This window comes from Paenibacillus sp. FSL L8-0708, assembly GCF_038009325.1.
Taxonomy (GTDB): domain Bacteria; phylum Bacillota; class Bacilli; order Paenibacillales; family Paenibacillaceae; genus Paenibacillus_AQ; species Paenibacillus_AQ odorifer.
Window position 1 is genome coordinate 1,484,237 of sequence record NZ_JBBPBC010000001.1, and the last position, 26,799, is coordinate 1,511,035.

At 46.2% G+C, this 26,799-nt stretch carries 35 protein-coding genes; 34 read left to right on the plus strand and 1 reads right to left on the minus strand.

Annotation, left to right across the window (positions count from 1 at the left end; all coding sequences use genetic code 11):
• From NYE58_RS06835 to NYE58_RS07000, 34 genes are all read left to right on the plus strand, one after another.
• Complete coding sequence (locus tag NYE58_RS06835) at positions 1-618, plus strand: hypothetical protein (RefSeq protein WP_341001432.1); 618 nt, start codon at positions 1-3, stop codon at positions 616-618.
• An 88-nt stretch (positions 619-706) separates the two neighbouring features.
• Positions 707-946 (plus strand): hypothetical protein, encoded by a 240-nt coding sequence (locus NYE58_RS06840; protein WP_341001434.1) that lies wholly within the window; start codon positions 707-709, stop codon positions 944-946.
• Positions 947-1,049: 103 nt separating this feature from the next.
• Positions 1,050-1,466, plus strand: a complete 417-nt coding sequence (locus tag NYE58_RS06845) for a hypothetical protein (RefSeq protein WP_341001435.1) — start codon at positions 1,050-1,052, stop codon at positions 1,464-1,466.
• Positions 1,463-1,843 (plus strand): hypothetical protein, encoded by a 381-nt coding sequence (locus NYE58_RS06850; RefSeq protein WP_341001436.1) that lies wholly within the window; start codon positions 1,463-1,465, stop codon positions 1,841-1,843. Before NYE58_RS06845 ends, NYE58_RS06850 begins: the two co-directional genes overlap by 4 nt.
• Positions 1,836-2,138 carry a hypothetical protein gene (locus NYE58_RS06855; RefSeq protein ID WP_341001438.1) on the plus strand — a complete coding sequence of 101 codons (303 nt, stop codon included), beginning with the start codon at positions 1,836-1,838 and terminating at the stop codon, positions 2,136-2,138. Before NYE58_RS06850 ends, NYE58_RS06855 begins: the two co-directional genes overlap by 8 nt.
• 11 nt (positions 2,139-2,149) lie before the next feature.
• Positions 2,150-2,986: a conserved phage C-terminal domain-containing protein gene (locus NYE58_RS06860; protein WP_341001439.1), complete on the plus strand. Its 837-nt coding sequence runs from the start codon at positions 2,150-2,152 to the stop codon at positions 2,984-2,986.
• The gene (locus NYE58_RS06865) at positions 2,949-4,220 is read left to right on the plus strand and encodes a replicative DNA helicase (RefSeq protein ID WP_341001440.1); all 1,272 of its coding nucleotides are present in this window, start codon (positions 2,949-2,951) and stop codon (positions 4,218-4,220) included. The genes NYE58_RS06860 and NYE58_RS06865 overlap by 38 nt, the downstream gene beginning before the upstream one ends.
• An 8-nt stretch (positions 4,221-4,228) precedes the next feature.
• On the plus strand, positions 4,229-4,690 hold the full coding sequence (locus NYE58_RS06870; protein ID WP_341001441.1) for a hypothetical protein: 462 nt from the start codon (positions 4,229-4,231) through the stop codon (positions 4,688-4,690).
• Positions 4,691-4,703: 13 nt separating this feature from the next.
• Positions 4,704-5,159: a hypothetical protein gene (locus NYE58_RS06875; protein WP_341001443.1), complete on the plus strand. Its 456-nt coding sequence runs from the start codon at positions 4,704-4,706 to the stop codon at positions 5,157-5,159.
• Positions 5,137-6,285 (plus strand): sigma-70 family RNA polymerase sigma factor, encoded by a 1,149-nt coding sequence (locus tag NYE58_RS06880; protein WP_341001445.1) that lies wholly within the window; start codon positions 5,137-5,139, stop codon positions 6,283-6,285. The genes NYE58_RS06875 and NYE58_RS06880 overlap by 23 nt, the downstream gene beginning before the upstream one ends.
• Entirely contained in the window at positions 6,285-6,746 is a 462-nt protein-coding gene (locus tag NYE58_RS06885) for a hypothetical protein (protein WP_341001446.1), read from the plus strand. Before NYE58_RS06880 ends, NYE58_RS06885 begins: the two co-directional genes overlap by 1 nt.
• Positions 6,747-7,309: 563 nt before the next feature.
• Positions 7,310-7,804 carry a hypothetical protein gene (locus NYE58_RS06890; RefSeq protein WP_341001448.1) on the plus strand — a complete coding sequence of 165 codons (495 nt, stop codon included), beginning with the start codon at positions 7,310-7,312 and terminating at the stop codon, positions 7,802-7,804.
• 786 nt (positions 7,805-8,590) lie between these two features.
• Positions 8,591-8,800, plus strand: coding sequence for a hypothetical protein (locus NYE58_RS06895; RefSeq protein ID WP_076274351.1), 210 nt, complete (start codon positions 8,591-8,593; stop codon positions 8,798-8,800).
• A gap of 83 nt (positions 8,801-8,883) precedes the next feature.
• Entirely contained in the window at positions 8,884-9,258 is a 375-nt protein-coding gene (locus NYE58_RS06900; protein ID WP_341001450.1) for a hypothetical protein, read from the plus strand.
• 35 nt (positions 9,259-9,293) lie between these two features.
• The gene (locus tag NYE58_RS06905; protein WP_341001452.1) at positions 9,294-9,893 is read left to right on the plus strand and encodes a tyrosine-type recombinase/integrase; all 600 of its coding nucleotides are present in this window, start codon (positions 9,294-9,296) and stop codon (positions 9,891-9,893) included.
• 510 nt (positions 9,894-10,403) lie between these two features.
• Positions 10,404-11,201 (plus strand): phage terminase small subunit, encoded by a 798-nt coding sequence (gene terS, locus NYE58_RS06910; RefSeq protein ID WP_341001453.1) that lies wholly within the window; start codon positions 10,404-10,406, stop codon positions 11,199-11,201.
• Positions 11,194-12,525 carry a PBSX family phage terminase large subunit gene (locus NYE58_RS06915; protein ID WP_341001454.1) on the plus strand — a complete coding sequence of 444 codons (1,332 nt, stop codon included), beginning with the start codon at positions 11,194-11,196 and terminating at the stop codon, positions 12,523-12,525. Before terS ends, NYE58_RS06915 begins: the two co-directional genes overlap by 8 nt.
• 3 nt (positions 12,526-12,528) lie before the next feature.
• Complete coding sequence (locus NYE58_RS06920; RefSeq protein WP_341001455.1) at positions 12,529-14,028, plus strand: capsid protein; 1,500 nt, start codon at positions 12,529-12,531, stop codon at positions 14,026-14,028.
• Entirely contained in the window at positions 14,025-15,134 is a 1,110-nt protein-coding gene (locus NYE58_RS06925; protein ID WP_341001457.1) for a phage minor capsid protein, read from the plus strand. Before NYE58_RS06920 ends, NYE58_RS06925 begins: the two co-directional genes overlap by 4 nt.
• Positions 15,135-15,238: 104 nt before the next feature.
• Positions 15,239-15,829, plus strand: a complete 591-nt coding sequence (locus NYE58_RS06930) for a phage scaffolding protein (RefSeq protein ID WP_341001459.1) — start codon at positions 15,239-15,241, stop codon at positions 15,827-15,829.
• Between the two features lie 30 nt (positions 15,830-15,859).
• Complete coding sequence (locus NYE58_RS06935; RefSeq protein ID WP_341001460.1) at positions 15,860-16,741, plus strand: capsid protein; 882 nt, start codon at positions 15,860-15,862, stop codon at positions 16,739-16,741.
• Between the two features lie 2 nt (positions 16,742-16,743).
• Entirely contained in the window at positions 16,744-16,998 is a 255-nt protein-coding gene (locus NYE58_RS06940; protein ID WP_280753507.1) for a hypothetical protein, read from the plus strand.
• Between the two features lie 8 nt (positions 16,999-17,006).
• Positions 17,007-17,372, plus strand: coding sequence for a hypothetical protein (locus NYE58_RS06945; RefSeq protein ID WP_341001461.1), 366 nt, complete (start codon positions 17,007-17,009; stop codon positions 17,370-17,372).
• On the plus strand, positions 17,372-17,698 hold the full coding sequence (locus NYE58_RS06950) for a hypothetical protein (RefSeq protein WP_341001462.1): 327 nt from the start codon (positions 17,372-17,374) through the stop codon (positions 17,696-17,698). Before NYE58_RS06945 ends, NYE58_RS06950 begins: the two co-directional genes overlap by 1 nt.
• Complete coding sequence (locus NYE58_RS06955; protein ID WP_341001463.1) at positions 17,699-18,091, plus strand: hypothetical protein; 393 nt, start codon at positions 17,699-17,701, stop codon at positions 18,089-18,091.
• Positions 18,088-18,477 carry a minor capsid protein gene (locus NYE58_RS06960; RefSeq protein WP_341001465.1) on the plus strand — a complete coding sequence of 130 codons (390 nt, stop codon included), beginning with the start codon at positions 18,088-18,090 and terminating at the stop codon, positions 18,475-18,477. The genes NYE58_RS06955 and NYE58_RS06960 overlap by 4 nt, the downstream gene beginning before the upstream one ends.
• Before the next feature lie 9 nt (positions 18,478-18,486).
• The gene (locus NYE58_RS06965; RefSeq protein WP_341001467.1) at positions 18,487-18,942 is read left to right on the plus strand and encodes a phage tail tube protein; all 456 of its coding nucleotides are present in this window, start codon (positions 18,487-18,489) and stop codon (positions 18,940-18,942) included.
• A 3-nt stretch (positions 18,943-18,945) separates the two neighbouring features.
• Complete coding sequence (locus NYE58_RS06970) at positions 18,946-19,251, plus strand: hypothetical protein (RefSeq protein ID WP_340888937.1); 306 nt, start codon at positions 18,946-18,948, stop codon at positions 19,249-19,251.
• Entirely contained in the window at positions 19,220-19,606 is a 387-nt protein-coding gene (locus NYE58_RS06975) for a Gp15 family bacteriophage protein (protein ID WP_341001469.1), read from the plus strand. The genes NYE58_RS06970 and NYE58_RS06975 overlap by 32 nt, the downstream gene beginning before the upstream one ends.
• Complete coding sequence (locus NYE58_RS06980; RefSeq protein WP_341001470.1) at positions 19,607-22,612, plus strand: hypothetical protein; 3,006 nt, start codon at positions 19,607-19,609, stop codon at positions 22,610-22,612. It begins immediately after the preceding gene.
• Between the two features lie 11 nt (positions 22,613-22,623).
• On the plus strand, positions 22,624-22,980 hold the full coding sequence (locus tag NYE58_RS06985) for a DUF6711 family protein (protein WP_341001471.1): 357 nt from the start codon (positions 22,624-22,626) through the stop codon (positions 22,978-22,980).
• A gap of 4 nt (positions 22,981-22,984) precedes the next feature.
• Positions 22,985-25,120 (plus strand): hypothetical protein, encoded by a 2,136-nt coding sequence (locus NYE58_RS06990; RefSeq protein WP_341001472.1) that lies wholly within the window; start codon positions 22,985-22,987, stop codon positions 25,118-25,120.
• 65 nt (positions 25,121-25,185) lie between these two features.
• Complete coding sequence (locus NYE58_RS06995; RefSeq protein WP_341001473.1) at positions 25,186-25,740, plus strand: hypothetical protein; 555 nt, start codon at positions 25,186-25,188, stop codon at positions 25,738-25,740.
• A gap of 71 nt (positions 25,741-25,811) precedes the next feature.
• Positions 25,812-26,216 carry a hypothetical protein gene (locus tag NYE58_RS07000; protein ID WP_340888948.1) on the plus strand — a complete coding sequence of 135 codons (405 nt, stop codon included), beginning with the start codon at positions 25,812-25,814 and terminating at the stop codon, positions 26,214-26,216.
• 119 nt (positions 26,217-26,335) lie between these two features.
• Here the strand turns inward: NYE58_RS07000 and NYE58_RS07005 are convergent, their stop codons facing one another.
• Entirely contained in the window at positions 26,336-26,776 is a 441-nt protein-coding gene (locus tag NYE58_RS07005; RefSeq protein WP_340888949.1) for a hypothetical protein, read from the minus strand.
• Positions 26,777-26,799: the final 23 nt, after the last annotated feature.

Here is a 26,799-nt window from a genome sequence, read left to right on the forward strand (position 1 = left end):
ATGGACAGATTAGAGATTTATCATAGGTCGTTCACAGCAGCCATTAAGCAAGCTTCTGTAGATAAAGAGGCTCACATGGTAGTGGACCGAGCGGTATTCTACGGTGTACGTATGGCAAATGAAATGATGAAGGATGGGAGAAAGTACACGGACGTTGAAGGATTAGAGTCGCATTTTCAATTTTACGAAGTGGTTATGTCTCTCATGACGCTATTGACGCCCCGTAGAATAACTGTGATTTTTCCGATTATTAAAAGCTATGACGGCGAACGTGCAGGGTGGAAAGACTTCTTTTCTACAATCAAGATGATTGAAAATCATGGCTGGGATGAATTGATTGGCGACCCTTTTGACTTAATTTGGGATTATGAAAATTGGGAACTCCGATTCTTTTTGACTCATTTCATTAGCATTATGAGCGATATGCGGAGGGTACAGGGGCATCCAAGCATTGCGGAGGAATGGGCTGCAGAGAACGGGATTCCAATGTATAGACAGCATACTGCATCAAATGGCAAGGAATACATGGTGGACAGTAACGGACGTTCATTTCCTTTACAGAAGCCGCGGCCTAAGCATTTGAAAATAGTTACTGGAAGGAGAGTGTCCAGAACATGACCCTTGAACACCTGGCGCGTATCTGGTTCCACCAACCGGCACAGCACGCAGTATTAGTCAAAAATATTATTCGGAGGGAGCAACGTCGATGAGGAACCTTAGTCTCCATGATTTATCGTATGTGGCGGATCTGAAATCAAGGATTATGGGTGCAACTAATGATTTGAGTAACGATTCTGAATCTGTAGAGGCTGTTGTAGAAGATCTGAAGGACATCATTATTGATTTTATTGAGTTTGAAAAATCCCTTCAGACTTCATTTGTACAGGAAGGCATGTTGAATAGGAAAAATCGCCTCAACGCGGATACTTTGGCGAGTACGCGTTGAGACGACCTTTTAAAAATCGATCATTTGGAGCTTCTTGGCGCAATTATACAGTCATACGTTTCTTCGCGTCAAGTAGCTCCCATAAATTAGGAGCGTGTATTTTATGACAATCGCAAATCATACTCTTTCCCCACTTACGGGGAAAGTCGTTTCTTTTCCTCACAACCAGCCTATTACATCTGTCAATTGGCTTAAATCTACCTTTCGTGATGTGCTCCGCCTTGGTGGTGTGAGTGCACTCCTAGCGTCTCTCCAAGAAGAAGTGAACCGCCGTGACCTAGAAAATCGGGAACGTGTCTGGAATCTCTTGTTACCTGTAGCACGAGCAGTAATTTGGGAAGAGTACGTGCGTTACGGAGAGACGCTAGAAGTGGGCTACGAGTTGATTCGAAGCGAAGCAGGTGAACTTTCTCCGTATATTTGGACAATCGTGACAAGCCAGCCAGGAGCATCAGCTGAGTTCTATGTGAATCCACAGCAGAATGTTTATTTTGGCCGGGATCGAGAGGTGCGGGGATGAAGGAATCTACCGAACCGGAAACCATTCTACCAACGGTCTATGAGCTTGTTCCTGTTATACTTCGCGATGTCAAATCCAGTGTTCAAAAGGTTGGCGTGAGTAGAGAACTTCAACATGCACAGACAGCCATGGATACCATTTTAGAGAGTGGCGAAACCTTGCCTTCTTGGATAATGGAGATTTATTTAATCGCGCTCCATTTCGCTGTCAGGGATCTGTACAGCCTGCCTAATCATAATCTGCATGTCACGTATGGTAATGATCAAAATGGCCCCTGGGTAGCTGCTCAGTGTTCCAGTGGTGCCTATGCGGAATGGCATACGGATATAACGATGAATGACTTTGAAAATTGGGACCGGGAGGTGCGCTATGCCTAAAACTACAATGAACATCCTCCAGGTGTTGCAAGAACTGGGGGCAGGTCCTAAGCTGCCTAACGCCCATTTCAAGGACAAGTATAAACACCTGAATATTAATTACCGCTATTTTTCAGATTATTATCCTTGCATCATGGACGCTCTTATAGAGTTGGAACCAGTAATAGGAAAAAAAGCTGTTCTTGAGCTGATGGAGCAGGTGCTTTGGCGGGTATTGGAAGGACGGAAACCTGTGAGGGAGTTCCTGCAGGTTGTCTTTGGGGACTACAAGACATTAAACAATAGCACTGAATAGGGTGAGCATAGATGAAAGAGGCATATTACTTTTCCCATGATAGCAACGCCAGACACGACCCCAAAATTACAGCCATGCGTGGTGTGTATGGGCCGAAGGGGTATGCCTGGTTTTGGATACTCGTTGAAATGATGCGGGAATGCGATAGCTACAAATTAGATATGCAAAGTAAATACGCATATCATGCATTCGCATCCCAAATGCAATGTGAAACAGAAGAAGCGCATGATTTTATTAACGATTGTATTAACGAGTTTGGACTGTTCGTAGCAGCAGATGGGCTGTTTTGGAGTGAATCTCTCCTACGACGCATGGAAAAGAGGGACAAAAGATCAGAAGGGGCAAAGAAAGCTGCCGAGGCTAGATGGGCCAACAAACCTGTGCCAGATAAGGATTCTTCAAAGACGCATATGCAGGAAGAATGCGAACGCATAGAAGATGAATGCCAAAGTGATGCCTTAAAGGAAAGTAAAGGAAAAGAAATAAAAGATAAAACCATTGTCGAGATCGTGAACTATCTCAACGAAAAAGCGAATGGGAAATTCAGCTCTTCAACAAGAGAAACGATAAAACTGATTAACGGAAGGTTGGGCGAAGGACGCAGTCTTGAAGACTTTAAACGAGTGATTGACTGCAAAACGGCTGAATGGCTTGGTGATCCAAAACATGAGCAATATCTCAGACCCAGTACCTTGTTCCGGCCTTCCAACTTTGAAAGCTACTTGATTCAGTCTCAGAGAAAACAAAAAAGAAGCGGGGCACCGGTAATTGCACAGGAACAACCGTCAGACCCTTACCTGGAGGAAGCATATGCAAAACGAATGGGCAAGAACACTGGAGGCGCATGAAGAAGCGTTAGGAATATTCCTGAACGAGCCGGATTTGTTCCGGGAGAGTCTTCCCCTTTTAAAACCGGACTTATTTTTGGATTATGAATGGCTGTATTGGGTCATGCGGAATGTGGAGGATCGGGAGGGCCTGACCTATCAAGGCGTGGTTCGTTCCCCTGAATGCCCAGCAGAGCGGCTGGACTTGGTCAGGATGCTGAAAGAGACCTTTTTCAACGAAAATCGGCTGCCGTCACTGATTCAGGAAATGAAGCGGGAACGGAACAAGCGGGATTTGCACCAGATCGGCACGGAATTGATTTCCCGGCTGGGTGTAATGGATTCGGACGATATGCTGCGGACGGTTCAGCAGAAGGTTAATGAGCTGCAGTCTTCTGACAGTGGGTTGATATCCAATTCAGACACCGATGTGGAAGCCTGGTATAAAAACGTTTTGGAGATTGCCGCAGACCCGAGCAAAGCCTACGGGATGTTGTCAGGTCTGGGTCCGCTGGATAAGTTGCTCACAGGATTTCATCGGCAGCATTTCAGCGTCCTTGGCGGATATACCAGCATGGGCAAGACGGCCATTGTACTTGAAATCTTGTTACGGATGAATGCAGCGGGAATCAAATGCGCCATGTTCAGTCTGGAAATGTCCAAGAGGGACCTTTATAACCGGACAATGGCGAATCTCATGTACGTAGGAGCTGAGGACCTTCGAATGGGACGTCTGTACCCCGAGCAGTATCAAAACATGGCGAGATTCAAGGATCAACTCAAGAGCCTCTACATTGACGACACGCGCGGCCTTACAGCGGATCAGATATGCGACAAAATTAAATACTTGAAGCGGCGGCAGGGGCTTGATTTCGTCGTTGTCGATTACATCCAGGATGTTGGAGAGCAGGGAGAGACCAACGACAACAGCGGCAGCGCCATTGGGCGGATATGCCGGAAGCTACGGAAGGCTTCGCTGGACAACGATGTGCATGTGATGGGCCTTAGTCAAGTTGTTCGAGGTACAGCTTCCCGAGAGGACAAACGTCCCAAGGTGAGCGATCTTGCCGGAAGCACTGGGATAGAAACCTCAGCAGACATTATCATGCTGGCCTACCGGGATGAGTACTACAATCCGGACACTAACTACAAAGGCATGATTGAGCTTGATATCGCCAAACACCGGAATGGGCAGATCGGCAAGGTGAATCTTAAATTTGATAAAGCAACTCAAAAAATAGACGTCTATAAGTAGGTGATGTAATGGACTGGGAAGAGACGTTTACCCGCTTGGCACTTACTGCTTGGCAAAAAGGCGATTTGACAGAGGCTGAGTATAGGGAGCTGCATATGGCCGGGAATGTACAGGAACGTATGAGCCACTTGGCTGATGTTTTGACAGAGAAGCGTCAGGCACAAGTAATTAAAGGAGCCGAGTTTCTCGAATCTATCGGGCCTAATGACCCACGCTGGGAAAAGGCGAATGTCAAATATGATGGTCTAGTCGAATCTATCCGGTACAAGCCAATCAGCCGTGATCCTGAACTGTTCAGGCCAAGCATATTCGATGCTTACAACCTAATGAGAGATTGTTATCACAAATACGGCCGCATTATGAAAAAGGAAGAAATAGCCCGAAAACTTCCGGAGTTAGCTGAGTGGCAAATAGCTTGGGCGATTTTCGAAATCAACATTCAATTAAATCCTCTTGGAAAAGAGGAGTAGGAGGACAATAGCCATGATGAAATTATTCCATCCCGTAAGCCAGGGAGTTATGCTGCAACCGGTTCCTGCTAAAAATCCCCGTAAACAAGCGGATAACGAAACCACAAGACTCCGCAGCATGACCGAAGCTGCTGCAGAGTGGGAACAATATATCCATATGAACAATGATCAGCGGCGCCTTCACTGCCTGTCCATAATTCAGGAACGGCGCTGGTTGATGCGTAGGGACCCTGGAAATGAATGGGGTGTGTATGCATTGTGTAAGGCGGTCTATGAGCTGGCCGAGCTAGATCGGGTTGATTTCAACAGAGCAGAGTTTCCAAAGCTGTTTGAATTCATTCGCGCTCTGGTCCCGCAAGCCGACAATCCAACCGTGCTGGCTGGTGTGCTGGAATACTACGAATCTCGGAAACGCTGGCCGATGGCATACCTACAGGAGCCGGCCCATGAGCAAGCCGATAGATTATAACCCACATTTAGGGTATAAGGACGATGTGATCCAGGAGCATATGAGACTAGTTCACTCCATAGCCAATAGGTATAGAAAACGGTGCACTCCCACGATCAGCTATGAGGATTTGGTGAGTGAGGGCGTTATAGGAATGATCAAGGCGTTCCACAAATATGACCCAACGGCGTTCGATGGGAAAGTAACAAAGTTTTCTACCTTTGCAGTTCCTACGATTCAGGGCGAGATCCTACGCTTCCTACGGGAAAGATTAACCCTAGTTAGAACACCTAGACCACTGTTAGAGACTGCTTCGAAGATTAGGTGGAAGGGGTTGTATGACTGTTCACCTGAAGTAATTGCTGAGACACTGGAGATTTCGCTTGAATTGGCAGTTAGAACACTGGATTACATGAGTAGCGCTAATGTTATCTATTTGGATCAACCTTTGAACTCAGATGGAGAGTCTGAAATCACTGGTTTTGATCAGATGGGCGATACTGATGATTTGTCCGGTATTTCGATTCAAGAATTTATGTCGTTCCTAAAGCCAAGAGAACAAAAGGTTCTTCTACTTCGAAGTGAGGGGAAATCACAGAGTGAAATCGGTGAAATTATCGGCAAGTCGCAAGTCCAAGTAAGTCGAATATTGGAACGTATCAAACCTAGGCTTAAAAAATATATGACCAATCCAGAAAGTGAGGAATTTATGATGAAAAGTGAAGCGAGCACAAGAAAGCTTAATGCTGATGAGGCGAAGAAATACAACGTACGGTCCGTTCTGGACAAAATTGAATGGTTTACAGCAGAAATATCTTTCGACCTTCCTAGCGTTAGCCTGAACTCGTTAGGGATGAATATCAACCGTCCAGGGGCGGAGATGATGAAACTTACCGTAGGCGATTATATCCAAGTAGGATACAACTCCGAACTGAAGCGGTTGGTGCTTCGCAAGGCTGAGCTGGGTATCAAGTTAAATAAGACTACTGGTAAAACTGGAGCTGTGGCCACCAACAATAAGCGTATAGGAAAGTGGCTGGACAGCAAGAAGGCCTCACGGCAGCGCTACGCCCTTCAATTCGATGAAACGGCACAGGTGCATTTTATCCAGCTTGAAGCGGCAGGCCGTGCTGCAGGTACTGCCTGATGGGAATCAATGCGCTGAAAGCTGCAAAAGACCTTCGAGGGATAGTAGAGGCGGTTAAAACTACTTATGAGCAAAGTGTAAAAGATGAGATTTATCATAGTGAAGAATGTACGGACATTGTTCATGCGCTTGAGCTTTTGAAACTTACGCCAAGACAGCGACTTAACTTAAGTGAACAGCTTGGAGTCAGCCGTTGGAAGCGTCGTAAAGCTAAAGAAGACAAGGAACTACTACAGCCTTTAGCTGAATATCTCAAGCGCCAGAAAGGCATGGCAGGAGAACTGGACAAAGTGATTCTTGCCATTAGTGACTTAACAAAGACGCAAACCATGCGCGTCTACCGCCCAAAGGTAAGAACGGATTTGGGAAGTATATTTGAACATCGTGCAAGGGAGAGAACAGCAGCAGCGGTAGGGAACATCCGGCGGGATCGACGGGTACGCTGTGGTATTAATCTATGATCGAATCTATTGTAATGATTGTAGTAATGACGGTTGTCGCAATTGCAGCTGAGTGGGAAGATGGTGAAGAAGTATGACACAATTTGCTTTGGAGCATCCATATGTAACTGGATTTTTGATATTAGTATTTCTTTGCGTAACAGGCGATGTACTTATAGCTTTTGCCAATCGGAATCCTGGTAGCAAGGGGTAATGAACAGGAATTATTCCAAATATTATTCCAAAAGGATAATTTCCATTTAACTGGATATTTTAAGGGTAATAATGAGTTGGAGGATTGATGGTGGTGAATTATAAGCTAAAGAAACAACTTAGAAAGTACTCATGGTTAATAGCATTTATGAGTGCAGTGGTGTTTGCGAGCACAGGAGAAATATTATTTCTTATCATAACAATCTCTAAAGTTCTCCAAATTGTATTTATATTTGGAAGTAGCAAAGAAATGGTAAAGAATTTCAAGCCGTAAATTAACGAAACCCCTGCAATCCTTGGCCGGGCGCGCAGGGGTCTTCTATAAAGGATATTCCTCTCACTATATTACCATATAAAGGGGAATGAGGGGAATGGCAGTGGCAGAGTGGGAAATGGTTGAATTGTTCCCGTTGGCGTCAGAGACGGAGATTGCGAGAACCAAAACCCTTTTGGAAGATTATCGTAAGATGCGGCTCCTGATGGATGATTATGAGAACAACACAGAGGATATGCAGCAGGTGGCTATTGACGGCGAGGTGGCACGGAGAATAGACCAGGACGAATTGCATGCTGATAAGGCAGCTAATGCCGTATTACTGGCTGAAAAACAGCGCTGGGTGTATGAGCAGTACCTTTATCGGCATAACGCTCTCCTACGAGCGCACAGCCTTATCATAGATGATGAAACAAAGCAGGTGATTGATTATCGGTTTTTGCAGGGATATACGATGAAGGAAACATGCTTGTTCTTTAAAAGGGGTGTCGGTGATAGCACCATTAAGCGGAAGGCTAAGGAAGGAGTTATCTCCATGGCCAACAGTCTAAAGACACTCTGTTTCTTCGATAATGACGTTACTAAATTTTGACCCTTTCGTGATCCGAACGTGACCTTAATGTGACCCTAAGATGAACCCCACGTGACCTTTTTTCCGTGTTATATTGATATCGTAGTAATTTAACGAGAGGGACGAACCTTCACCATGAAGGACCGTTTCGGACTCAGGTTCACCATGCACCTGAGTTTCTCAAATCCGTAGTATGTAAGCACCATACAGCGGGTATTATGGAATGGTGACATCCTGCCAAATAGCAGGTTCACATATAGGCGGTCGCCCTATGGGTTTAACTTTCCCTCTTAATACAGGAGAGTGAGTCCGCCAGTAAGAAGCCGTATCGCTCCCGGCTACAGGAGCCTATAACCGATGTGGTGGCGGAAGAGAGACGCAGACGCTAGAGCGAGTCGGGATGCGTTGCAGAGATCCTGCTGTAAGAGGCGGACGATGCAGACAGTAGCTGGCCCCGTGTAAGGGAGAGAGGCCCTTACCCACATCAAATCAATAAAGGGTATGCTGACAATGTCCTCCGGGCGTTAGAGCGGCATACCTTTTCTATATTCCCAAGCGATTGCGAATTTGTGCCGCACTTTACATTTTGCGTGTAAAGCAATTTGCATAAAACGTTCTAATCTGTAAAGCGATGTTCCTATATTTGGGATATTGGTTGCAAAAATGCCTTTCAATTTGCAAAATAGTTGCAATCACATAATCTAGTTGTTAAATTTCTAAAAAATAAGCGAATTGGTTGTACTCAGCAGGGAACGCTTCTAAGATGTCGAATAAAGTCATATTACATCGGAGGAGCGGATACACATCATGAAAAATGACCCTTTTCTTCAAAAAAAGCTGAGTTGGCTAAAAAGACAGAAGGAGATCCCTGTGATACCTCTTTCAGGTTCTGGCGTTGTTTCCATACAAGGTAGGGATATTCTTTATTTGCAGTATGAGGACAATGGTGCTCTGATGGCTGTGACCGAAGTAGAGGACTTTTACTTAATCCCAGCACATCAATATGAGAAAAAATAGTTTTAAGGAAAATTTGCCTTACCCAGGGTCGCTGAAAAGCGGCTCTTTTTGCGTTCAAATACAAAGTTGAGAGGATGATGAAATTGTCTAGATATCGTAAAAAGCCCGTGGTTATTGATGCGTTTAAATGGACTGGCGATCCTGATCAAACGGAAGATCCACAGTGGATTATCGAACGAATCAAAATGGGACAGGTCAGTTTTGCAAATGGACTTATGTACATTAAAACGCTAGAAGGCATCATGGAATCTCAACCAGGGGATTACATCATTCGCGGTGTGAAAGGTGAGATTTATCCATGTAAACCGGATATTTTTGAAGCAACGTATGAGTTGGTCGCTGGTGTTGACTTAGCTAAAGAAGCAAATGACTTCGATGAGGAGTTTAGCGTGGTTCGTGACCGGATTAAAGAACAGCGTCAGCAAATGGCGGTCGCGGCGCCTTATCGATCAAGATAAATAGCTATTAAAATACTCACTATTGAGGTGGTGGTATGAATGAGGTCCAGCCGATCAGGGATATGGATACCATTATTCAGATCAAGGATTATTTGAGGATCACAAGCTTTAGAAATTACATCTTCTTCTGTATGGGAATTCATAGCGGATTACGCGTCTCTGACCTTCTGCAGCTTAAAGCTGGCGCAGTCCGAGACCAGGTACACATTAATTATGTGGCCGAGAAGACCAAGAACCGCAAAAAGAAGAAACGTAAGCGTAAAAAATTCATTATCCATCCGGATATTTACCGAGACTTAATGCTGTACATTGATGAAATGGAGGACGAGGATTATTTGTTCCCCAGTAGACAGCGAAAGAAGACCACAGGTGCCATAAAGCAGCCGATCCATAGGATAACCGCCTATAAGATGATTAGTGGCGTAGCAGCTCGTTTCGGGCTTACAGATATCGGTGTCCACTCTTTACGCAAGACGTGGGGATATCACCTTTACAAAGACAATCCCATGAATCTAGCGTTACTAATGGACATGTTTGGGCATGAGGATATAACAACTACTTTGCGGTATATCGGCATCACTCAAGACTCTATGGACGAAGCAATTAGGCGCTTGAGTTATACACAATATGGCTAATGTTGCACTCAAAAAGGGGAATGGGAAAAAGCTTGAAGAATCAATAATCCTTAATAATCATGAGTGCAACAGAATTAGAGTTATGTTTCTCTCTAGTTACATTTATTAGGAGAAAAAAGAACTGGAAATCGGTGATTTTTGCTACTTGGAAAATGGAAAGAGATTAGATGTCTGTCTAATTTAGAATCATTCTAAGAAAACCAACTCAATTATTTATGCAGAGTCGCTGAATACAATGCATAAACGATGAATAAAGACTTTTACGAGGCAATAATTTTGGGAAATAATCGAAATCGGAAATTTCCTAAAAACCTTGTAGTAGCGCGGTTTTTCACGCTTATACATAAATGATGTATAGATGCATGTTGCAGTATAGAGGGAAAAACACTGTTATATCAGGGTTTTCTGCGTAGCTGTAGAAAAGTACATCTGCACAAAATGCCGGATTTTATACATATGTCCGTGCATAAACGCTGTATAAACTCTGTCGGGGGTGAGGGTGATGATTTAATGGCAAGAGAAAGAAGCCCAGATCGCAAAAAGGCGCTGGTCTTGTGGTTTGATAGCGGGAGGACAATGAAGCCTGGGGAAATAGCTGAGAAGCTGGGTGTCAGCGCTGGTATGGTCCGCAAATGGAAGAGTATAGACCGATGGGACGAGTTGCCAGAGCCGCGCCCTGGTGCTCCGAGAGGGAACCGTAATGCTGTAGGGAATAAGGGTGGTCCCGGCGGTCCTGTGGGCAATGATAAGGCCGTGACACATGGTTTATTCCGCAAGTTTCTGCCAGATGATGAGGAAACGCGGGAAATCTACGATATGACAGCTGAGCTTACTGGGCTAGATATCCTGTGGGAAGGCATCCGGATCCAGCTCACGAACATTATTCGCTCTTTGAAGGTGCAATATGTCACCGGCAAGGATGAAATGATCAAGGAACTGAAGAAGCGGAAGTTTGAGGTTCATAATGTGGGTACCAAGAAAGAGCCGAAGATGGAGCAAGTGGTAATTGAGGAGGAATACGAGTTCCAATTCGCTTGGGACCGCTCCGCTACTGCATTGAAGTCGTGGGCTGTAGCGTGGACGTCTCTTACACGGACCATCAAGGAGTACGAGGCTGCTCTGCGGCAGGCTTCGCCGGATGAAGTGAAGGACGAGCAGCGAGCGCGCTTTGAGCAGCTAAAGGCAGCCACAGCTGTCCTAAAGGCGAAGGTACCGAATACGAACCCTAAGGACTTCAATAATCAGATCACTGCTTTAGCACATCTGATTCAGAATCCGGTTCCAGAGCGGGTGATTAACGATGACTGAGGCGGCTCTGATCCCATATGCGTCGCTGACGGCCAAGCAGAGCAATTATATTGCAGATAGCCGTAACAGCTGGCTGAACGTAGCAGAAGGCGGCAAGCGCGCAGGTAAGAATATCATTAACCTAATTGCTTACGCCATGTGCCTTGAAGTGCATCCTGATAAGCTGCATCTGGTTGCTGGTGTCAGTCTGGCAGCCGCCAAGATGAACGCTATTGACTCCAATGGATTTGGATTGCAATGGATTTTCGCGGGACGCTGTCGTGAAGGCGAATATAAGAATCGTGACGCGCTGTACATCCAGACCAAGACTGGTGAGAAGGTCGTTATTATTGCTGGCGGTGGTAAGGCGAATGACGCTGCGCGTATCAAGGGTAACTCCTACGGTACCGTGTATATCACAGAGGTTAACGAATGCCATCAGAGCTTTGTGCAAGAAGCAATTGACCGGACCATAGCCAGCAGCAAGCGGCAGTTGTTCTTTGACCTGAACCCTAAGCCCCCGGCACATTGGTTTTATCGGGATTTCTTGGATTATCAAGATGCTGAGAAGAAAGCAGGCCGCAATTCAGGCTATAATTATGCACACTTCACACTATTTGATAATTTATCCATTACGGACGAGCAATTAAGAGCGATATTAGTCACGTATGATAAGGATAGCTTATGGTATAAGGCTGATATCAAGGGGATGCGCACAGCAGCCACAGGGCGGATCTACACTGGCTACATGGTCAAGAATGTCATTGTGACCCGGGAGCAGTACAAGGATGCAAAGTGGATTCAGTTTTCCGTAGGTATTGATATCGGCGGTACAGACGCCACGACAGCCACTTTAAGCGGCTACACTGCTCATTACAAGGAAGTTGTGTTGCTAGATGGCTATTATCATAAGCAAGGCAAGGATTCGGGCTATACGCATGACCGTTACGCTAAAGAAATAGTCGATAAAATTGAGGAGTGGGGTAACACGTACCCTGCTTTTTTTGCGTGTGCTCATATCTTTGCGGAATCTGCGGATAAGCTGTTCCGTCAGGCTCTTCATAATGAGCTACAACGTCGGAAAATCTACATTACCGTAAGACCATCTATCAAAGATGTAATTGTAGACCGTATACGGCTGACTGAGATGTTGATTAATCAGGGACGGTATAAGGTCATGAAACATCTACGGCAGTGGCAAGAGGCGTTAGAGAATGCCACATGGGATGAGAAAAAGCGTACTGAAGGCGAATGGGTGCGGACTGATGATGGTAGCTATCCGGTTGACTGCTTGGACAGTAGCGAATATGCCGTATGGCCGTTTAAGAAGAGACTGGAGGTGTAGAAAGTGGGGTGGTTTAAGAGCATGGTTATGAAAATACTTAGGATCAATCCGGCACCAGAAAGTCAGATTATAACGATCACGGAGCCGTTTAGTTATCGCACCAATGTACTACGTAATCGGCTATGGTATCGCGGAGATCCATCCGAGCTGGATCAGTTTTATAGTCAAAGCAAGACAGATGCTGTAAGTCGGTCACGCTTCTGGGCAGCCGTACCAACGTCTGGTCTGGGCATCCGTAAGATCCACAGCGGACTACCGTCCATGGTGGCTGATCGGTTGTCTGATATTGTGGTTGCTGATATGGATGCTATCACACTTAAGGCAGAAGCTGAGACAGCCACATGGAATGAAATCAGCAAAGATAATGACTTCCCGGAGCTGCTGGCCGGAGCCATCACAGAGACACTGGCTGCTGGTGATGGGGCATTTAAGGTTACGCTGGACCCCGCTGTCAGCAAGTATCCGCTCATAGAGTTTTATTCTGGAGATCAGGTAGAGTACAAGCGGACTCGTGGCCGTTTGCAGGAGGTCTTATTCTACTCTGATTATACCGTGGACAAGCGGGATTATCGGCTGATTGAGACGTTTGGCCGCAAATACATCCGGTATCAGCTAATAGATGCCTATGGCAAGCAGGTGCCGCTCTCCCTGGTCCCTGAAATAGCAGACTTGAAGGACATTGAGTATGACGGTGACTTTATCATGGCTGTGCCGCTTATGGTATTTAAGTCCACCAAATGGCCAGGGCGTGGAAAGAGCATTTTTGACAGTAAGGCTGATTCTTTTGATGCACTTGATGAAGTGATTAGCCAGTGGGTAGACGCCATTCGTGCTGGTCGCGTGCAGAAATATATTCCGCAGGATTTGGTTCCTACAAACCCAGAGACAGGCGAACTTATGCGGTCTAATCCGTTTGATAATCAATTTATTAAGCTGAACACAGGTCTTGCAGAGGACTCCAAGGGACAGATTGACATGGTTCAACCTCAGATACTCTATGAGGCGTTTGTAGCCAGCTATAGTAGCGCTATGGATATGTGCTTGCAAGGTATCATATCTCCAAGCACCCTCGGCATTGACTTGAAGAAGACGGACAATGCCGAGGCTCAGCGCGAGAAGGAGAAGGCCACTCTGTACACTCGAGGTAAAATCGTGGATAGGCTAAATGAAGTCATTCCACAGTTGGTCGAAACAGTGTTGAAGGTGTACGACACGATGAAAAGTCGAAAAGCAGGCGAATATGAGGCCAGCGTGACCTTCGGAGAGTACGCCTCTCCTGACTTCGGTAGTGTTGTGGAAATCGTAGGCAAGGCTCGCACCTATCAGATCATGAGTTTGGAGCGATCCGTGGAGGAACTATACGGAGACACATGGACTAAGGAAGAAAAGGCAGAAGAGGTTCAGAGGCTCAAAGAGGAACAGGGGCTGCTTGATGTAGATGAGCCATCAGTTAGCAAAAGGGATGGCGATCCGGACGAAGATCCAGAAGATGATGCCGAATGAAGAAGAAATACGACATCCGCAAAATCTTCAGCCAAATGGAAACGGACCTGATTGCCAGTATGAAGCGCAATTTGACTCGTCATGAGAATGAGGAGAAGAAGGAGGGCTTCGAGTGGGATCAATGGCAGGAGAAGAAACTGCAGGATCTTAAGCAATACAAGAAAGAGGCTACACAGATCGTCAGGAAGGTAGAACCTGAGATTAATATTGCCATTGAACGGGAAGTCAAAGGCGGTTTTCTTGCTGGAATCAAACGAGCTGGTAAGAAGCTGCTGGATAAGATCATTCCTGGTAAGTTGGATATTGAAGGCGTATCTGATGAAAACTTCTTCAAACTGAACGAAAAACGCGTCAATGCACTTGCCGCTGCTGCCCAAGGTGAATTAAAGGCTGCACGCTTTGCCATTCTGCGTCAAGGTGAGGATGTATTCCGGCAGACTATATTTAAAAGTCAGGTTTACCTTAACTCTGGCGCTGGTTCCCTTACTCAAGCAATCGATATGGCCACAGGGGATTTCTTAGACAGAGGCTTCGATTACATTACTTATCGAAATGGACGCCGGGTTAATATAGCATCTTATGCTGAAATGGCTCTTCGTGCATCCTCCCAGCGGGCAGTGTTTGAGGGTGAGGGTGCGAAACGACGCACGGCAGGTAATCCGTTTGTTGTGGTGTCAGCTCACAGTAACTGCTCAGAGTTGTGCCTGCCGTGGCAAGGTAAAGTGTACATTGATGATGTGTACAGTGGTGGGAAGGCTTCAGACGGACCTTACCCGCTTCTGAGTACCGCCATAGCAAATGGACTGTTTCACCCCAACTGTCGGCACAACATGACTACATTCGTTCCCGGACAGAGCCGGATGCCAGAGCCAGTAGATGATACCAAGGCGCTTGCCAGCTATAAACAGGAGCAGCGGCAGCGTTATATGGAACGCCAAGTACGTAAGTACAAGCGCCGCGCAGCAGGCAGCGTAGACCCAGCTAATCAGGCTCGTGCGGAAGTTAAGGTAAAACAGTGGCAAGGAGCAATTCGAAGCCACATGAAGGCTAATCCTGAGCTGAGGCGCGATTACAGCCGAGAGAAAATACGAATACCACCAAGTTAGGCTACGGACGAGACTGCCGTGGCCTATTTGCTCAGGGGCCGGAGCATATCGGTCCACTCCCATAGCTGGAGAGCAGCTATAAAAATCTATGGAGGTTGATATTAATGGATTGGTTGATAAAGTTGCTTAAAGACGCTGGATTTGATGAATCGAAGATTGACGGGCTGGTTGGTGACGTGAACAAGGAGCTGCCGAAGCATTTTGTTCCGAAGTCACAGTATAACGAGCTGTCCGACACTAAGAAGAAGCTGGAGAAGGACATCACAGACCGTGATACACAGCTCGAAACGCTCAGTAAAGATGCTAATGCTTCTGAGGGTCTGAAAGCCGAGATTGCAAAGTTGCAGGGTGAGAACAAGACAGCCGCAGAAAAGTACGCTGCTGACTTAAAAGACATGACGTTAACGAACGCCATTACAGCTGCACTAAATGGCAAAGTCCACAATGAGTCCGTCGTTACTGGTTTGATTAATAAAGACAAGCTAGTTATCGGCGATGACGGTAAGGTGGTCGGCTTGGATGAGCAACTAACTGGACTCAAGACGTCTGATGCCTACCTGTTTAAACCAGATGAGCCAGGAGCCGGTGGCGGTACAGGCGGTTTCCGAGTTGGAGGTGGTGGCGGTCAAGGTGGAGCCGGTGCCGCATCAAATGAACAACTGGCCAACATATTCGGAGTAGCTGAGTCCAAGTAAATATTTTATTAAACGAGGAGAGATGTACAAATGCCTTATAACTATGTAGATAGCTTTCAGACGGTGTTACAGCAAAAGTATACGAAGGAATTGACTTCTAGTGGTTTAACCACTCAGAATGCAAACTTTTTGAATGCCAAGACCATTAAGGTGCCGCGCTTGGATGTGGCCGGATACAAGAACCACAGTCGTAATGGAGGTTGGAACCGACAAGGAATCAGCAACGATTTCGAGTTGAAGGTACTGACCTTTGACCGGGACGTGGAGTTTTACGTGGATGCGATGGATGTTGACGAAACGAATCAGATCGTCTCTGCCGCTAACCTGACTACTGTGTTTGAGGCGGAGCAGGCAATCCCAGAGCTGGATAAGTACCGTTATAGCAAAATCTATGCGGACTATGTTGCGCTAGGTAAAATACCAGATACAACGGTGCTCACGGTGGCCAATGCTTTGTTGGTGTTTGATAAACTCATGCAAAATATGGACGAGGCAGAGGTACCTCAGGAAGGTCGTATCCTTTACGTGACACCTACTACCCACACGTTACTCAAGCAAGCAGAGGAAATGAAACGCGTCATTCAGGTGCAGAACAATAACGGCGTCATTGACCGGGCTGTACGGCAATTGGATGATGTCACACTGATTAAGGTGCCATCTAGCCGCATGAAGACTATCTATGATTTTACAAACGGTGCTGTACCAGGTGTGGGAGCGAAGCAGATCAATATGATCATGATTCATCCTCAATGCGTTCTGGCGCCAATCAAGCACACTGCTATTTACCTGTGGGAGCCAGGAAGCCACACAGGGGGCGACGGATACCTATACCAAAACCGCCGCTACACTGATCTGTTCTTGATCAATCGTAAGGCAGATGGTATCCAAATTAACGCAGAAGGAGGCGAATAAAAATGTTGTATGCAGTTAAGGGTAACACCCAACTCAAGATCGATGAGGCAGAGCGTGATGACTATCTGAAGCTAGGCTACGACATTGCTGAAGAAGCTGCTGGTAAGTTAGAGACAATAGAAACTTCTCCAGCTAAGACGATCTCTTATAAAGATCACGAGCAGGCGTTGGCTACCATTCAAACATTGGAAGCTGAAAACGCTAAGTTAAAAGCGGAACTAGCCGAGGCAAAGAAAGCCGCCAAAGCGGATAAGTAGGTGATCCCATGGCCTATGCAACGGTAGCGGATTATGAACACTACGGTGACGGGCAGATAACACCTGAAGAACTGGAAAAGGCGTTGGAGAGGGCATCGGATCAAGTGGATGCCCTCTCCTATAACCGCATTGTGGGCCGAGGTCTAACAGGCCTTACGCCATTTCAACAGGTTAATGTTATAAAGGCAACGTGCCAGCAGGCAGACTTCACCTTTCAGTATGGGGATTATCTTAACTTCCCACTCTCTGGCTACTCTGCTGGCAGCGTGTCGCTGTCATTCAAGGCGGTAGAGGGAGCGGGAGGCATACAGACCACAGAAGCCGTGACAAGCCTTTTAGCGGCTACTGGTTTGACGAGTAGGAGGTTATGTTGATGCGTGGCAAGCTTCCATTTCCACATTGGATACTCAAAACGCCTGTTAAAGTCTATCTGACCTACACTAGCGAGAATGGAGAGCCTATCGAGAAATTGATCTTCGATGGGCTTTGTCATCATGATGAGAAGATGCGTCAGAAGCTGGATAAGGAGCGACGTCTGGTGACGCTGTCAGGCAAAGTGATCATCAAGGGTGATATTTGTCCAGGGAAGCTGATAGAGGGGCTGGTGCGGTTCGGAGAGATCGAGCGGCCTATCTTCAGCGCTTCTCGACCACAGAATCCAGACGGCAGCGTGTTCTCCACGGAACTGGAGTTGATGTAAATGGTCAAGGTTAAGACGAAAATGGACCCGCGAGCCATGAACCGACTACGGACCGCACCGGAGAAGGCATTGATTCAGGTTATTGAAGGTGCCAAGGATAGCATCCTATCCGATATCATGACTTCTGAGGTGGTTCCTAAGCAGACAGGTGAGCTTGAGCGAAGCGCTACAATTGATGCGAGTAAGTCAAAGCGCGGCAAGGTGACTATCACTTATGATACGCCTTACGCTCGCCGTCTCTATTGGCATCCTGAGTATAGCTTCCGGAAGGATAAGAACCGGCACGCACAAGGCGAGTGGCTTCGGGCATGGGCTGAAGGCAAGAAGACTAGAGGCGTGACTCAAGCCTTTAAGACATTGCTGAAGAAGTTGGCAGGGGGATTTATTAAATGATGACTCTTGCAGAAGTGCGCGATTGGTTGAAGACGCAGGTAGAATGCCTAAACTGGTATATCGGGAAGATGGATGGCAAACCGGAGAAGTCCATTACCTTGTATAACCTAAATTCCGGTACTCCGGTGCTGGCTATCGGTGGATTAGCTAATACCAGCTATGCGGTCAAGGCCGTGTCCATCCTGATTCATTGGACAAAGAATGCAGATACAGCGGAGCGCAAGGCCATGGAGGTCTACGCTGCGCTATTTGGGCAGTCTGCGGTGATTGCAGGCAAGCGGGTGATTAGCTTCCAAATGCGCACCTCGGAGCCTGTCAGCGTGGGGACAGACGAGAACAACATTTATGAATACGTGATCGAGGTCACGATCTATTACGAGAGGTAGGGGATTGAATTGGCGACAACAGGCGTTTTCCCGGTTCACAATAACGTTTTTAAAGTCGGTTCCGAAGGGAGGGCTTCGGCAGCTGCCAAAATGATCGAAATCAAGGATTTGGAGAATTTCAGCATCTCCATTGACGGTAACACGGAAGAATGGTCTCCAATGGACCAAGGAGGCTGGACACGCCGGGCGGTAACTGGTAAGGGCATGACGATCAGCTTTACAGGCAAGCGGCATTACGGAGACCCAGGTAATGATTATATTGCTGGGTTGATGCTGGGTACTGGTCAAGATGTAGAAACGAAATTCGAGTGGACACTTCCTAGTGGAGCGAAGTTGACTATGGATTGTGTAATCAACCTTACGGCTCCAGCAGGCGGCGATTCTACCAATATTGATGCTTTGGAATTTGAACTATTATCAGATGGTAAGCCGACCTTTACAGCGGCGCCAGGCGGAGGAGAGTAAACCATGTCAAACGTTATTAATATTTCAGATAAATTCGCAGTCGAGGAAAAAGGTCAGATCAACATCAAAGGTAAAGTTTACGAGGTTGATAAATCCATAGAAGCTGTCATGCTCTTTGAAGAAATCGCGGATAACGGCAGAGTGAAGACCCTGCTGGCCGCTATTGAGGGAGCACTGGGGGCAGAGGCTGCTGAGGAAATCGGAGTTAAAAAAATAGGCATTGCCAATATGAAGGTGCTTGTATCCGGTCTTATGGCTGTTATGCAGGATATGACCTATGAAGAGGCTACCAAGCGATTTCAACTCTGATGAATCTGTTCAGGAAAACTGGTATGACCTTCGGGAAGATTGGGCGCTGATTGAGGCGAGTCTGGCCAAGCAGTATGGTATCAGAATTCGTCAACATGGAAATATGCCCTTTTCAGAGTTTTGTACCCTTGTGACAGGACTGATGCCAGATACGCCGCTTGGCAGCATCGTAACGATCCGTAGTGAAAAGGACCCGAAAGTCCGCCGGGGATTCAGTAAAGAACAACGTCGAATTTATAACGAATGGCGGAATCGTAAAGCGGAGGACAAACTCGCAGATCCAGATATGCTGAATCAAGAATTTAAGGGTATGGAGGCAATGCTGACCAAAATGTTTGGAGGAGGTGGCGCATAGATGTCAGGCGGTAGCGCAGGTCGCATAGATTTAGATCTAGAGCTTAATTACGGTGCCTTTCAGCGCCAACTCGGAGGTATAGCAGGTACAGCTAACGGTTTAGTAGGTAGTGCTTTTAAAGGTCTCGGCGGGATAATCGCCGGGGCCTTTGCTGTAGGTGGATTAATCAATTTTGGCAAGGAAGCCATTAACCTGGCATCTGACCTACAAGAAGTTCAGAACGTTGTGGACGTTACTTTTCGGAGTATGTCCGGCGAGATTAACAATTGGTCACAGAATCTGATTAATGACTTTGGTTTGTCGGAGTTAGCGGGTAAAAAGTATGCGTCCACAATGGGGGCGATGCTTAAGTCATCCGGTCTTACGGGTGTAGCCATGAAGGATATGTCCAAATCATTGACAGAATTATCAGCGGACGTAGCATCCTTCTATAACCTGTCAAACGATGAAGCCTATCAGAAGGTATTTAGTGGTATGACGGGTGAGACGGAGCCTCTGAAGGCGCTAGGCATTAACATGTCAGTTGCTAACATGGAGGCTTTTGCTTTATCTCAAGGTATCACTAAAGCCTGGATGTCTATGACCCAAGCTGAGCAGACCATGCTCCGGTATAACTACCTCATGCAGGTTACTGCAGATGCACAAGGTGACTTTGCGCGGACGTCTAACTCCTGGGCTAACCAAGTCAAAATTATGGGTGAGCAGTGGAAGATATTCCAGGGTACGATGGGTGCCGGATTTATTAATATCCTGACTCCGGTTGTGCGTGGTCTGAATTTCCTCATTGGTAAGTTACAGATTGCAGCTGCCTATTTCAAAGCATTTACAGAACTTATCTTTGGTGATGCTATAGGCGGTGGTACAACGGCGGCAACGAGTGCCATAGAAGGCGTCGGTGGAGCTGCCACAGATACTGGTGGAGCCCTTGGAGATATGGGCACAGCCTCTGACAAAGCTGGTAAGAAGGCTAAGAAAGCGGGCAAGGATGTTAAAGGAAGCCTAGCAGGATTTGACCAGCTGAACACACTGGCCAAGTCTACAGCTAGTGCTCTGGATGATGCTGCAGCTGGAGCTGCTGGCGCAGGTGCAGGGTTAGGGGCAGGTCTTGGCGGCGGATTTGGCGATTTGGACCTAGGAACTCCTGATATCAACGTGGATCCGATCAAGCAGAAAGTCCAAACATTAATAGACGGGATCAAATCCAGTTTCTCTGGTGCATGGTCTTATATCGCTGCTGGTTGGGCAGGTATGCGTCCAGCGCTTCAACCGTTCGTAGATATGTTAGACCCTATTGGCAAGTCAGTGCAGAGCATAGGCGAGACCTTTATGGACTTGAAGGATAAGGTACTGGTTCCTATAGCTAAGTACACCTTGGGTAACTTTATCCCGCAGTTGGTCACAGGTTTTACTCAGTCGTTTGCACCAGTGATTGCCAAGCAAATTACATGGGCCTTCGCTGAGTTTGATAAGACTTTTAAAAATGTGACAAGTGAGGCTTCACGGCTTTGGACAACGGTATGGCTGCCGAATCTGGAATTAGTAAAAAATGCTTTTTTGATAGCCATGCCAGTGATAGCAAGTTCGTTAGATGGATTACTGACTGGTGCTATCAACCCATTCATGGATTTCATGCTTAATGGCTTTATGATCCCTCTGGATGCGGCGCTGACAGAGACGTTAGTACCTTTGTTTAGCACGACACTAGCATGGGCAGTCCTAGAGTTTGCGAAGGTATCACAGACAGCTGTAGAGGCGATTGTAGCACTATGGGAAGATACGCTTCAGCCAAACCTCGAAAAACTGAGAGACGTATTCCTGGATGTCATCCCACAGATAGGAGATACCATTCAGAACTTGCTAGATGGTACGATTAAACCATTTGTGGATTACGCGCTGAATGAGTTTATAATTCCAATCGGTGCGGCAATTTTAGATACACTGGTGCCTATCTTAACGGATACATTGGTATGGGCATTTAAAGAAGTAGCAGACACCTTCGAGTGGGCAGTTGACATGATTAATGATATTTATGAAACGGTGCTAGAGCCGGTCTTCGATCTCATTAAAGAAATAGTTCTGGATACCTTGAAAATCGTTAAGGACGCATGGGATAAGCATGGTAAAGCGTTATTGGATAACTTATCTGACGTTATGGAGAACATCCGAAAGACGGTTCAAAAACTGTGGGACGATGTTTTAAAGCCTATCATTGAACCGTTTTTAGCAACGATGAAAGAACTCTGGGAAGACACGTTCAAGGGCATTGTGGAAAAGGTCGTGGATCTGGTCTTTAAGCTAGTCGAGGCAGCAACAGAAATCTACAACAAATTTATTAGCCCGTTGGTCAATGCCATTATTGACTACTTGGCCCCAGGCTTTACTAAGGGATTTAATATTGCGCTCGATATTGTGAAGAGAGTTATGAAGACCATAGGTGAACAGATATCAGGTCTTCTGACTGCGCTGGGCGGGGTTATAGATTTTGTCACCGGCGTATTTACAGGCAATTGGGGAAAGGCATGGGAAGGCGTGAAGTCTATATTCAAGGGTGTATTTGATAGCCTATATGCAATCGTTAAATTCCCATTAGATTTAATCATCGATGCGATCAACGTTGTAATTGATGCTTTGAATAGCATTAGCGTTGATATCCCCGAAATTGACGTATTCGGTAAAAAAGTTGGTGGGGGCAGTATTGGTATCAATTTAAAACCAATCCCTCACTTAGCCAAAGGCGGTTTAGCCTACGGACCAACGCTTGCCATGGTCGGGGATAATAAGGGAGCTGCCGCGGATCCGGAAGTTGTCAGCCCATTGTCTAAGCTACAGGGGATGCTTGATGGTGGTAATCAAGAGACTAATGATTTGCTGAGGCAGCTAATTAGAGCTCAGAGTGGTGATAGAACAACGATCATTAAAGTAGGAGACACAGAAGTCGCTCGTGTAGTTATCAACGCGATCAATAAGCTACAGCGGCAGGCTGGGCAAACGCTGCTTGATGTGTAAGGAGGTCTGAAATGATTAAAATTAACGGCACGACCATAGCCGCATCCCCTGCCACGTTTGTCCCTACGCTCATTGACTTAGATGATGGGGAATCATCTATCCGGACAGCGGATGGCAAACTGCACCGGGATCGAATACGTGTCATGAGACAGTTAGACATGACCTTCGGTATTTTAAATTGGGCTGAGATGTCTGCTCTCATGAAATCCATGGCAGATTCTTTTTTTAGCGTAACCTATCCAGATCCTATGAGTGGAGTCTACGAAACTAGAAAATTTTATGTAGGTAACCGAAACCCAGCATTTGCAGTGGCAAAGGGTAATGACATTCTGTGGTCGGGGCTTAAAATCACCCTGACAGAGCAGTAACGCCATGTATCCAATATCACCGCTATATGCGGATTACTTACGGCGGCTAGATCGAGAGTTTATCGTCAAGGCTACGGTGCATGGTGAAGATTACGATTCTAGTATAATCGTAGATTTTAGCATTGAGAATAGTCTTTCACTGTCCAGTGGTTTCGAGATTGGGAATGCAATTCCGTCCAAACTGACCATAAAATTGCGTACTAATGAAATCATTCCAGCTAATGCTCGTATCGTGCCGTACCTGTCGTTGACCACAGCGGGATTGACTTGGCTAGAAGCTACTTATCCATGGTTAGATACTCACGTGCCTTGGACGGGCACAGGGACGGATTGGATGCCTCTTGGAGAATTCTTCGTAGACTCCCGCGAAAAGATCAATGATGTATGGACATTTGTGTGTTACGACAAGCTGGTGTTCGCGGATGATATTTACGTATCTACACTAACCTATCCAGCTACAATGCAAGCGATCTGGAATGAGATGTTGCAGCGTCTTGGCTGGACCTATGACGGCAGTGTGGTCATTAACCCGTCTTATGTAATTGAAGTCGGACCTGCGGGATTTACCTATAGGCAGATGATGGCGTACATCGCATCAGCTAACAGTGCCAGCGTGTTTATCGGTAAAGATGGCACGGCAAAATTCAAACGCTTCGCGGCTGCTGCTGTGCCTGTGTTTGAAATGACAGCCAGCGATTATAGCCGGGTAAAGCAGACCAATCCCGTCAAAACGTTTACCCGTGTAGTAGTCACCTATAATACAGAAGATGATTTGAGCTATGAGGCGGGGAGTGGAGATGGTAATCATACCCTGCAGCTGATCAACCCATTTGCTACACAGGCGATGGTTAATGATCTGTTGGCCACACTGAACGGCTTCGCTTATTTACCTGTCGTGATCGAGGGCATGGGCTATCCGCAGCTGGAACATGGTGACGTTATTGGATTCGAACGATACGAGGGTAGCAGCTGGTTAGAAACGGTGTCCACCTGGAGCGGGACAGATATTCCTTGGAATGGGATCGTGGACTATCAAACGCTCATTATGCACCAGGTGTTCACTTTCAGCGGCGGTTTAAGAATGACCATCGAGGCGCCTTCCCAATCAGAACAACAAAGTGAGTTTCCGGCGCGTGGGACGATTAAAGAGGCTATTAATAGTCTCAATAAGACCGCTCTTAAGGAAGGTCGGAACTATTACGGTATGACCGTGACACGGGAAAACGGTCTGATTATAGAAAGGGAAGACCACAAGAGCAAGCTAACCCTCAATTCGGATACGATGGACTGGCAGGTGAATGGCCAATCAGCATTACATTACGATGCCCAAGCCAACCGGTTAAAGTTTACCGGGACACTCGAAGGTGTTGATGGTGTGTTCAGTGGCTCCTTATCGGCTGCTAAGGGAACATTCGCTGGTGACCTTACAGCCGCTGGGGGGACGTTCAAGGGTGCGCTGCAAGCGGCTAGTGGTTCATTTACAGGGGAGCTGGTTGCGGCAACGGGTTCTTTCAGTGGTGATCTTAATGCAGCAGGTGGTACCTTCCGAGGTGCTTTACAGGCTGCATCCGGTACGTTTACTGGGAATCTATCTGCTGTGGGAGGTACCTTTACTGGGACGCTGGTTGGGGTAGATGGGAATTTCAGTGGAGCCATTACAGCATCTACTATAAGCGGAGGAACAATCACAGGTGCATTGATACGGACCGCGGCTAGTGGCCAGCGGATTGAAGTAACTCCTACCGGATTAAGGTCCTATGATGCTAATGGTGTTAGACGAGTATCGATAGCTAATGATGGTAGGGGCAACTACGGAGGAGTGGGATTTTGGGGATCAGGAGGTCAAGAGATTGCGGGGATGTATACAGAAGACAACTTCTCATTCTTATATGCCGTGGGGGCATTGCAGATCTTTTCTTTCAGTGACAGAGTTTTCTTCAGTAGTAATGTTGATTTCACTTCAGCAAATGCATATGGACTAAAGATATCAAGTATTAATGATCTCCAGAGTACACTTGTAGGATTGCAAACAGAGTTGAATAGCAAGGCAACTAATATGACCTTCGATTCCGCGACGCGAAATCTTAAGTTGTGGAGTTCCAGTGGAACGATGTTGGCACAGGTTAACATTCCTAAATAAGTTGAAACTTTTATCAATGTATGACGATAATAGGAGTAGATAATATTTCCAAGGGAGTGTTCACTTTGAAAAAGTTCATATCCGGTATAATTGTTGGGGCGTTGCTGTTTGCTGGTACTTCCGTATTTGCGGATTCAGTTGGATTAATAGGGCAAAAGGTACAAGGGCTATTCACAATTGAGAAATCAGGCGTAAAGGTAGCGGATGCGGTTATTATAAATGGATCGGCCTACGCTCCTGTGAGAGCTGTGGCTGATGCGACTGGCTCAGAACTGAAAGTGGAGGGGAAGAAAATCATTATGTCTGATTCTTCAAATAAAACGGTGGATATTAATGGTGAAGAAGTAAATGTAAGTATCCGCATTAAATATCTTCAGGATCAGATCCAGACACAAAAGGACTCTATAAAGAGCAAAGAGGACTCCATTGCTGATATTCAGGGTAAAATAACAAAGATAGAGAAGGATATCGAAGCATCGACTTCTGAGGGCAATAAAGAGATTTTTCGATGGAACATTGATAACTATAAAAAGCAAATAACATCAATACAAGCGGAGATCGACGCTGCAAATGCAGAGATCGCCGCTCTACAAGCTCAAGTGACAGCGCTCGAAAAATAACATATCCAACCTACAGAGTCTCGCCAAAGCTGGCGGGGCTTTTTGTGTTGGAGCCAAAGGAGAAGATTAGCATGAACCAACTGAAAATTAAAGCCGAGGAAACAGCCATTCACCTTTTAAGAGAAATTGATAACAAACTCTATGGTACTAGTAGGCTTATTGGTTTGGAAGAAGATAACTTTCCGGATTTGGTGCGGGCTGCTGCTGAATTGATCAAGGTAGTGCAAGGGCTACCGGATATTCCGAAGGTTCCTGCGTGCGGATCTGGTGGCCTTGCTCATAGTGGAACCTTAGCCACCATAGGTAATGTCAATCCGGAAAGAGTCGTTCCTGTGGCTGAATTGGAAAAGTTGCTTCAACGTCATTTCGGCCATGATGTAGTGATTAAGGTTGGCGGGACAGAACTGGGCAAGGCGGCTGTTAAGGCTATCAACGAAGTGCAGCATGGCACTGGCGGCGGGTCGCTGAATATCTAAGGGAGGGATTGCAATGCATAAGAAAAGATTGCGCGATTCACTTCCGTATTTTGTGAACCGCGAATTCTTTATTGTTTTATTGGCAGCGGCAGCAGTGACTTTAAATGTGCTTGCAATAGTTATGAAGTGGTAAGTTTAATTCTAATCTTCTTCCGGGCTGTTTCAATCACCAAATAACTACTGCTGTTACTTGGTTTTTGTGTGACGACCCTATTAATAATAGTTGCTTGATAAGCAGTAAGTGTAAGTGGAAAAAAAGTGGGGTCAGGCGTTCTGGCAATGATCTGTCCATCGAGTCTATAAAAATAATCTGTTCCCCTGGTAGCCTTTTCCGGCGTCAAATGGGTCATTATATCTTTATTAGAAATAATGTAGGCTTTGATGACGCTTATAGATCTCGACGAATCGTTTGTCACCGTGCACATAACGTTCCAGCAACCTTCGGGAAGCTCTCTTAGTGTAAATGCGGCTCTGAATTTAACCAAAGATTGTCTCCAATTATAGAGTCCAAGAGACAAGGCTATGGCACTTATCGCAAGGCTTATGTAACTTGTAATCAAATTGAGTACCTCCCTTCTCAGAG

Coding starts and splice junctions, on each gene's coding strand:
- NYE58_RS06990 (WP_341001472.1), top strand. CDS start 22,985: ATGTATCCAATATCACCGCTATATGCGGATTACTTACGGCGGCTAGAT.
- NYE58_RS06860 (WP_341001439.1), top strand. CDS start 2,150: ATGAAAGAGGCATATTACTTTTCCCATGATAGCAACGCCAGACACGAC.
- NYE58_RS06950 (WP_341001462.1), top strand. CDS start 17,372: ATGCGTGGCAAGCTTCCATTTCCACATTGGATACTCAAAACGCCTGTT.
- NYE58_RS06875 (WP_341001443.1), top strand. CDS start 4,704: ATGATGAAATTATTCCATCCCGTAAGCCAGGGAGTTATGCTGCAACCG.
- NYE58_RS06905 (WP_341001452.1), top strand. CDS start 9,294: ATGAATGAGGTCCAGCCGATCAGGGATATGGATACCATTATTCAGATC.
- NYE58_RS06885 (WP_341001446.1), top strand. CDS start 6,285: ATGGGAATCAATGCGCTGAAAGCTGCAAAAGACCTTCGAGGGATAGTA.
- NYE58_RS06895 (WP_076274351.1), top strand. CDS start 8,591: ATGAAAAATGACCCTTTTCTTCAAAAAAAGCTGAGTTGGCTAAAAAGA.
- NYE58_RS06865 (WP_341001440.1), top strand. CDS start 2,949: ATGCAAAACGAATGGGCAAGAACACTGGAGGCGCATGAAGAAGCGTTA.
- NYE58_RS06970 (WP_340888937.1), top strand. CDS start 18,946: ATGTCAAACGTTATTAATATTTCAGATAAATTCGCAGTCGAGGAAAAA.
- terS (WP_341001453.1), top strand. CDS start 10,404: ATGGCAAGAGAAAGAAGCCCAGATCGCAAAAAGGCGCTGGTCTTGTGG.
- NYE58_RS06845 (WP_341001435.1), top strand. CDS start 1,050: ATGACAATCGCAAATCATACTCTTTCCCCACTTACGGGGAAAGTCGTT.
- NYE58_RS06960 (WP_341001465.1), top strand. CDS start 18,088: ATGATGACTCTTGCAGAAGTGCGCGATTGGTTGAAGACGCAGGTAGAA.
- NYE58_RS06890 (WP_341001448.1), top strand. CDS start 7,310: ATGGCAGTGGCAGAGTGGGAAATGGTTGAATTGTTCCCGTTGGCGTCA.
- NYE58_RS06840 (WP_341001434.1), top strand. CDS start 707: ATGAGGAACCTTAGTCTCCATGATTTATCGTATGTGGCGGATCTGAAA.
- NYE58_RS06870 (WP_341001441.1), top strand. CDS start 4,229: ATGGACTGGGAAGAGACGTTTACCCGCTTGGCACTTACTGCTTGGCAA.
- NYE58_RS06955 (WP_341001463.1), top strand. CDS start 17,699: ATGGTCAAGGTTAAGACGAAAATGGACCCGCGAGCCATGAACCGACTA.
- NYE58_RS06980 (WP_341001470.1), top strand. CDS start 19,607: ATGTCAGGCGGTAGCGCAGGTCGCATAGATTTAGATCTAGAGCTTAAT.
- NYE58_RS06945 (WP_341001461.1), top strand. CDS start 17,007: ATGGCCTATGCAACGGTAGCGGATTATGAACACTACGGTGACGGGCAG.
- NYE58_RS06915 (WP_341001454.1), top strand. CDS start 11,194: ATGACTGAGGCGGCTCTGATCCCATATGCGTCGCTGACGGCCAAGCAG.
- NYE58_RS06975 (WP_341001469.1), top strand. CDS start 19,220: ATGAAGAGGCTACCAAGCGATTTCAACTCTGATGAATCTGTTCAGGAA.
- NYE58_RS06925 (WP_341001457.1), top strand. CDS start 14,025: ATGAAGAAGAAATACGACATCCGCAAAATCTTCAGCCAAATGGAAACG.
- NYE58_RS07000 (WP_340888948.1), top strand. CDS start 25,812: ATGAACCAACTGAAAATTAAAGCCGAGGAAACAGCCATTCACCTTTTA.
- NYE58_RS06855 (WP_341001438.1), top strand. CDS start 1,836: ATGCCTAAAACTACAATGAACATCCTCCAGGTGTTGCAAGAACTGGGG.
- NYE58_RS06935 (WP_341001460.1), top strand. CDS start 15,860: ATGCCTTATAACTATGTAGATAGCTTTCAGACGGTGTTACAGCAAAAG.
- NYE58_RS06985 (WP_341001471.1), top strand. CDS start 22,624: ATGATTAAAATTAACGGCACGACCATAGCCGCATCCCCTGCCACGTTT.
- NYE58_RS06880 (WP_341001445.1), top strand. CDS start 5,137: ATGAGCAAGCCGATAGATTATAACCCACATTTAGGGTATAAGGACGAT.
- NYE58_RS06930 (WP_341001459.1), top strand. CDS start 15,239: ATGGATTGGTTGATAAAGTTGCTTAAAGACGCTGGATTTGATGAATCG.
- NYE58_RS06850 (WP_341001436.1), top strand. CDS start 1,463: ATGAAGGAATCTACCGAACCGGAAACCATTCTACCAACGGTCTATGAG.
- NYE58_RS06940 (WP_280753507.1), top strand. CDS start 16,744: ATGTTGTATGCAGTTAAGGGTAACACCCAACTCAAGATCGATGAGGCA.
- NYE58_RS06835 (WP_341001432.1), top strand. CDS start 1: ATGGACAGATTAGAGATTTATCATAGGTCGTTCACAGCAGCCATTAAG.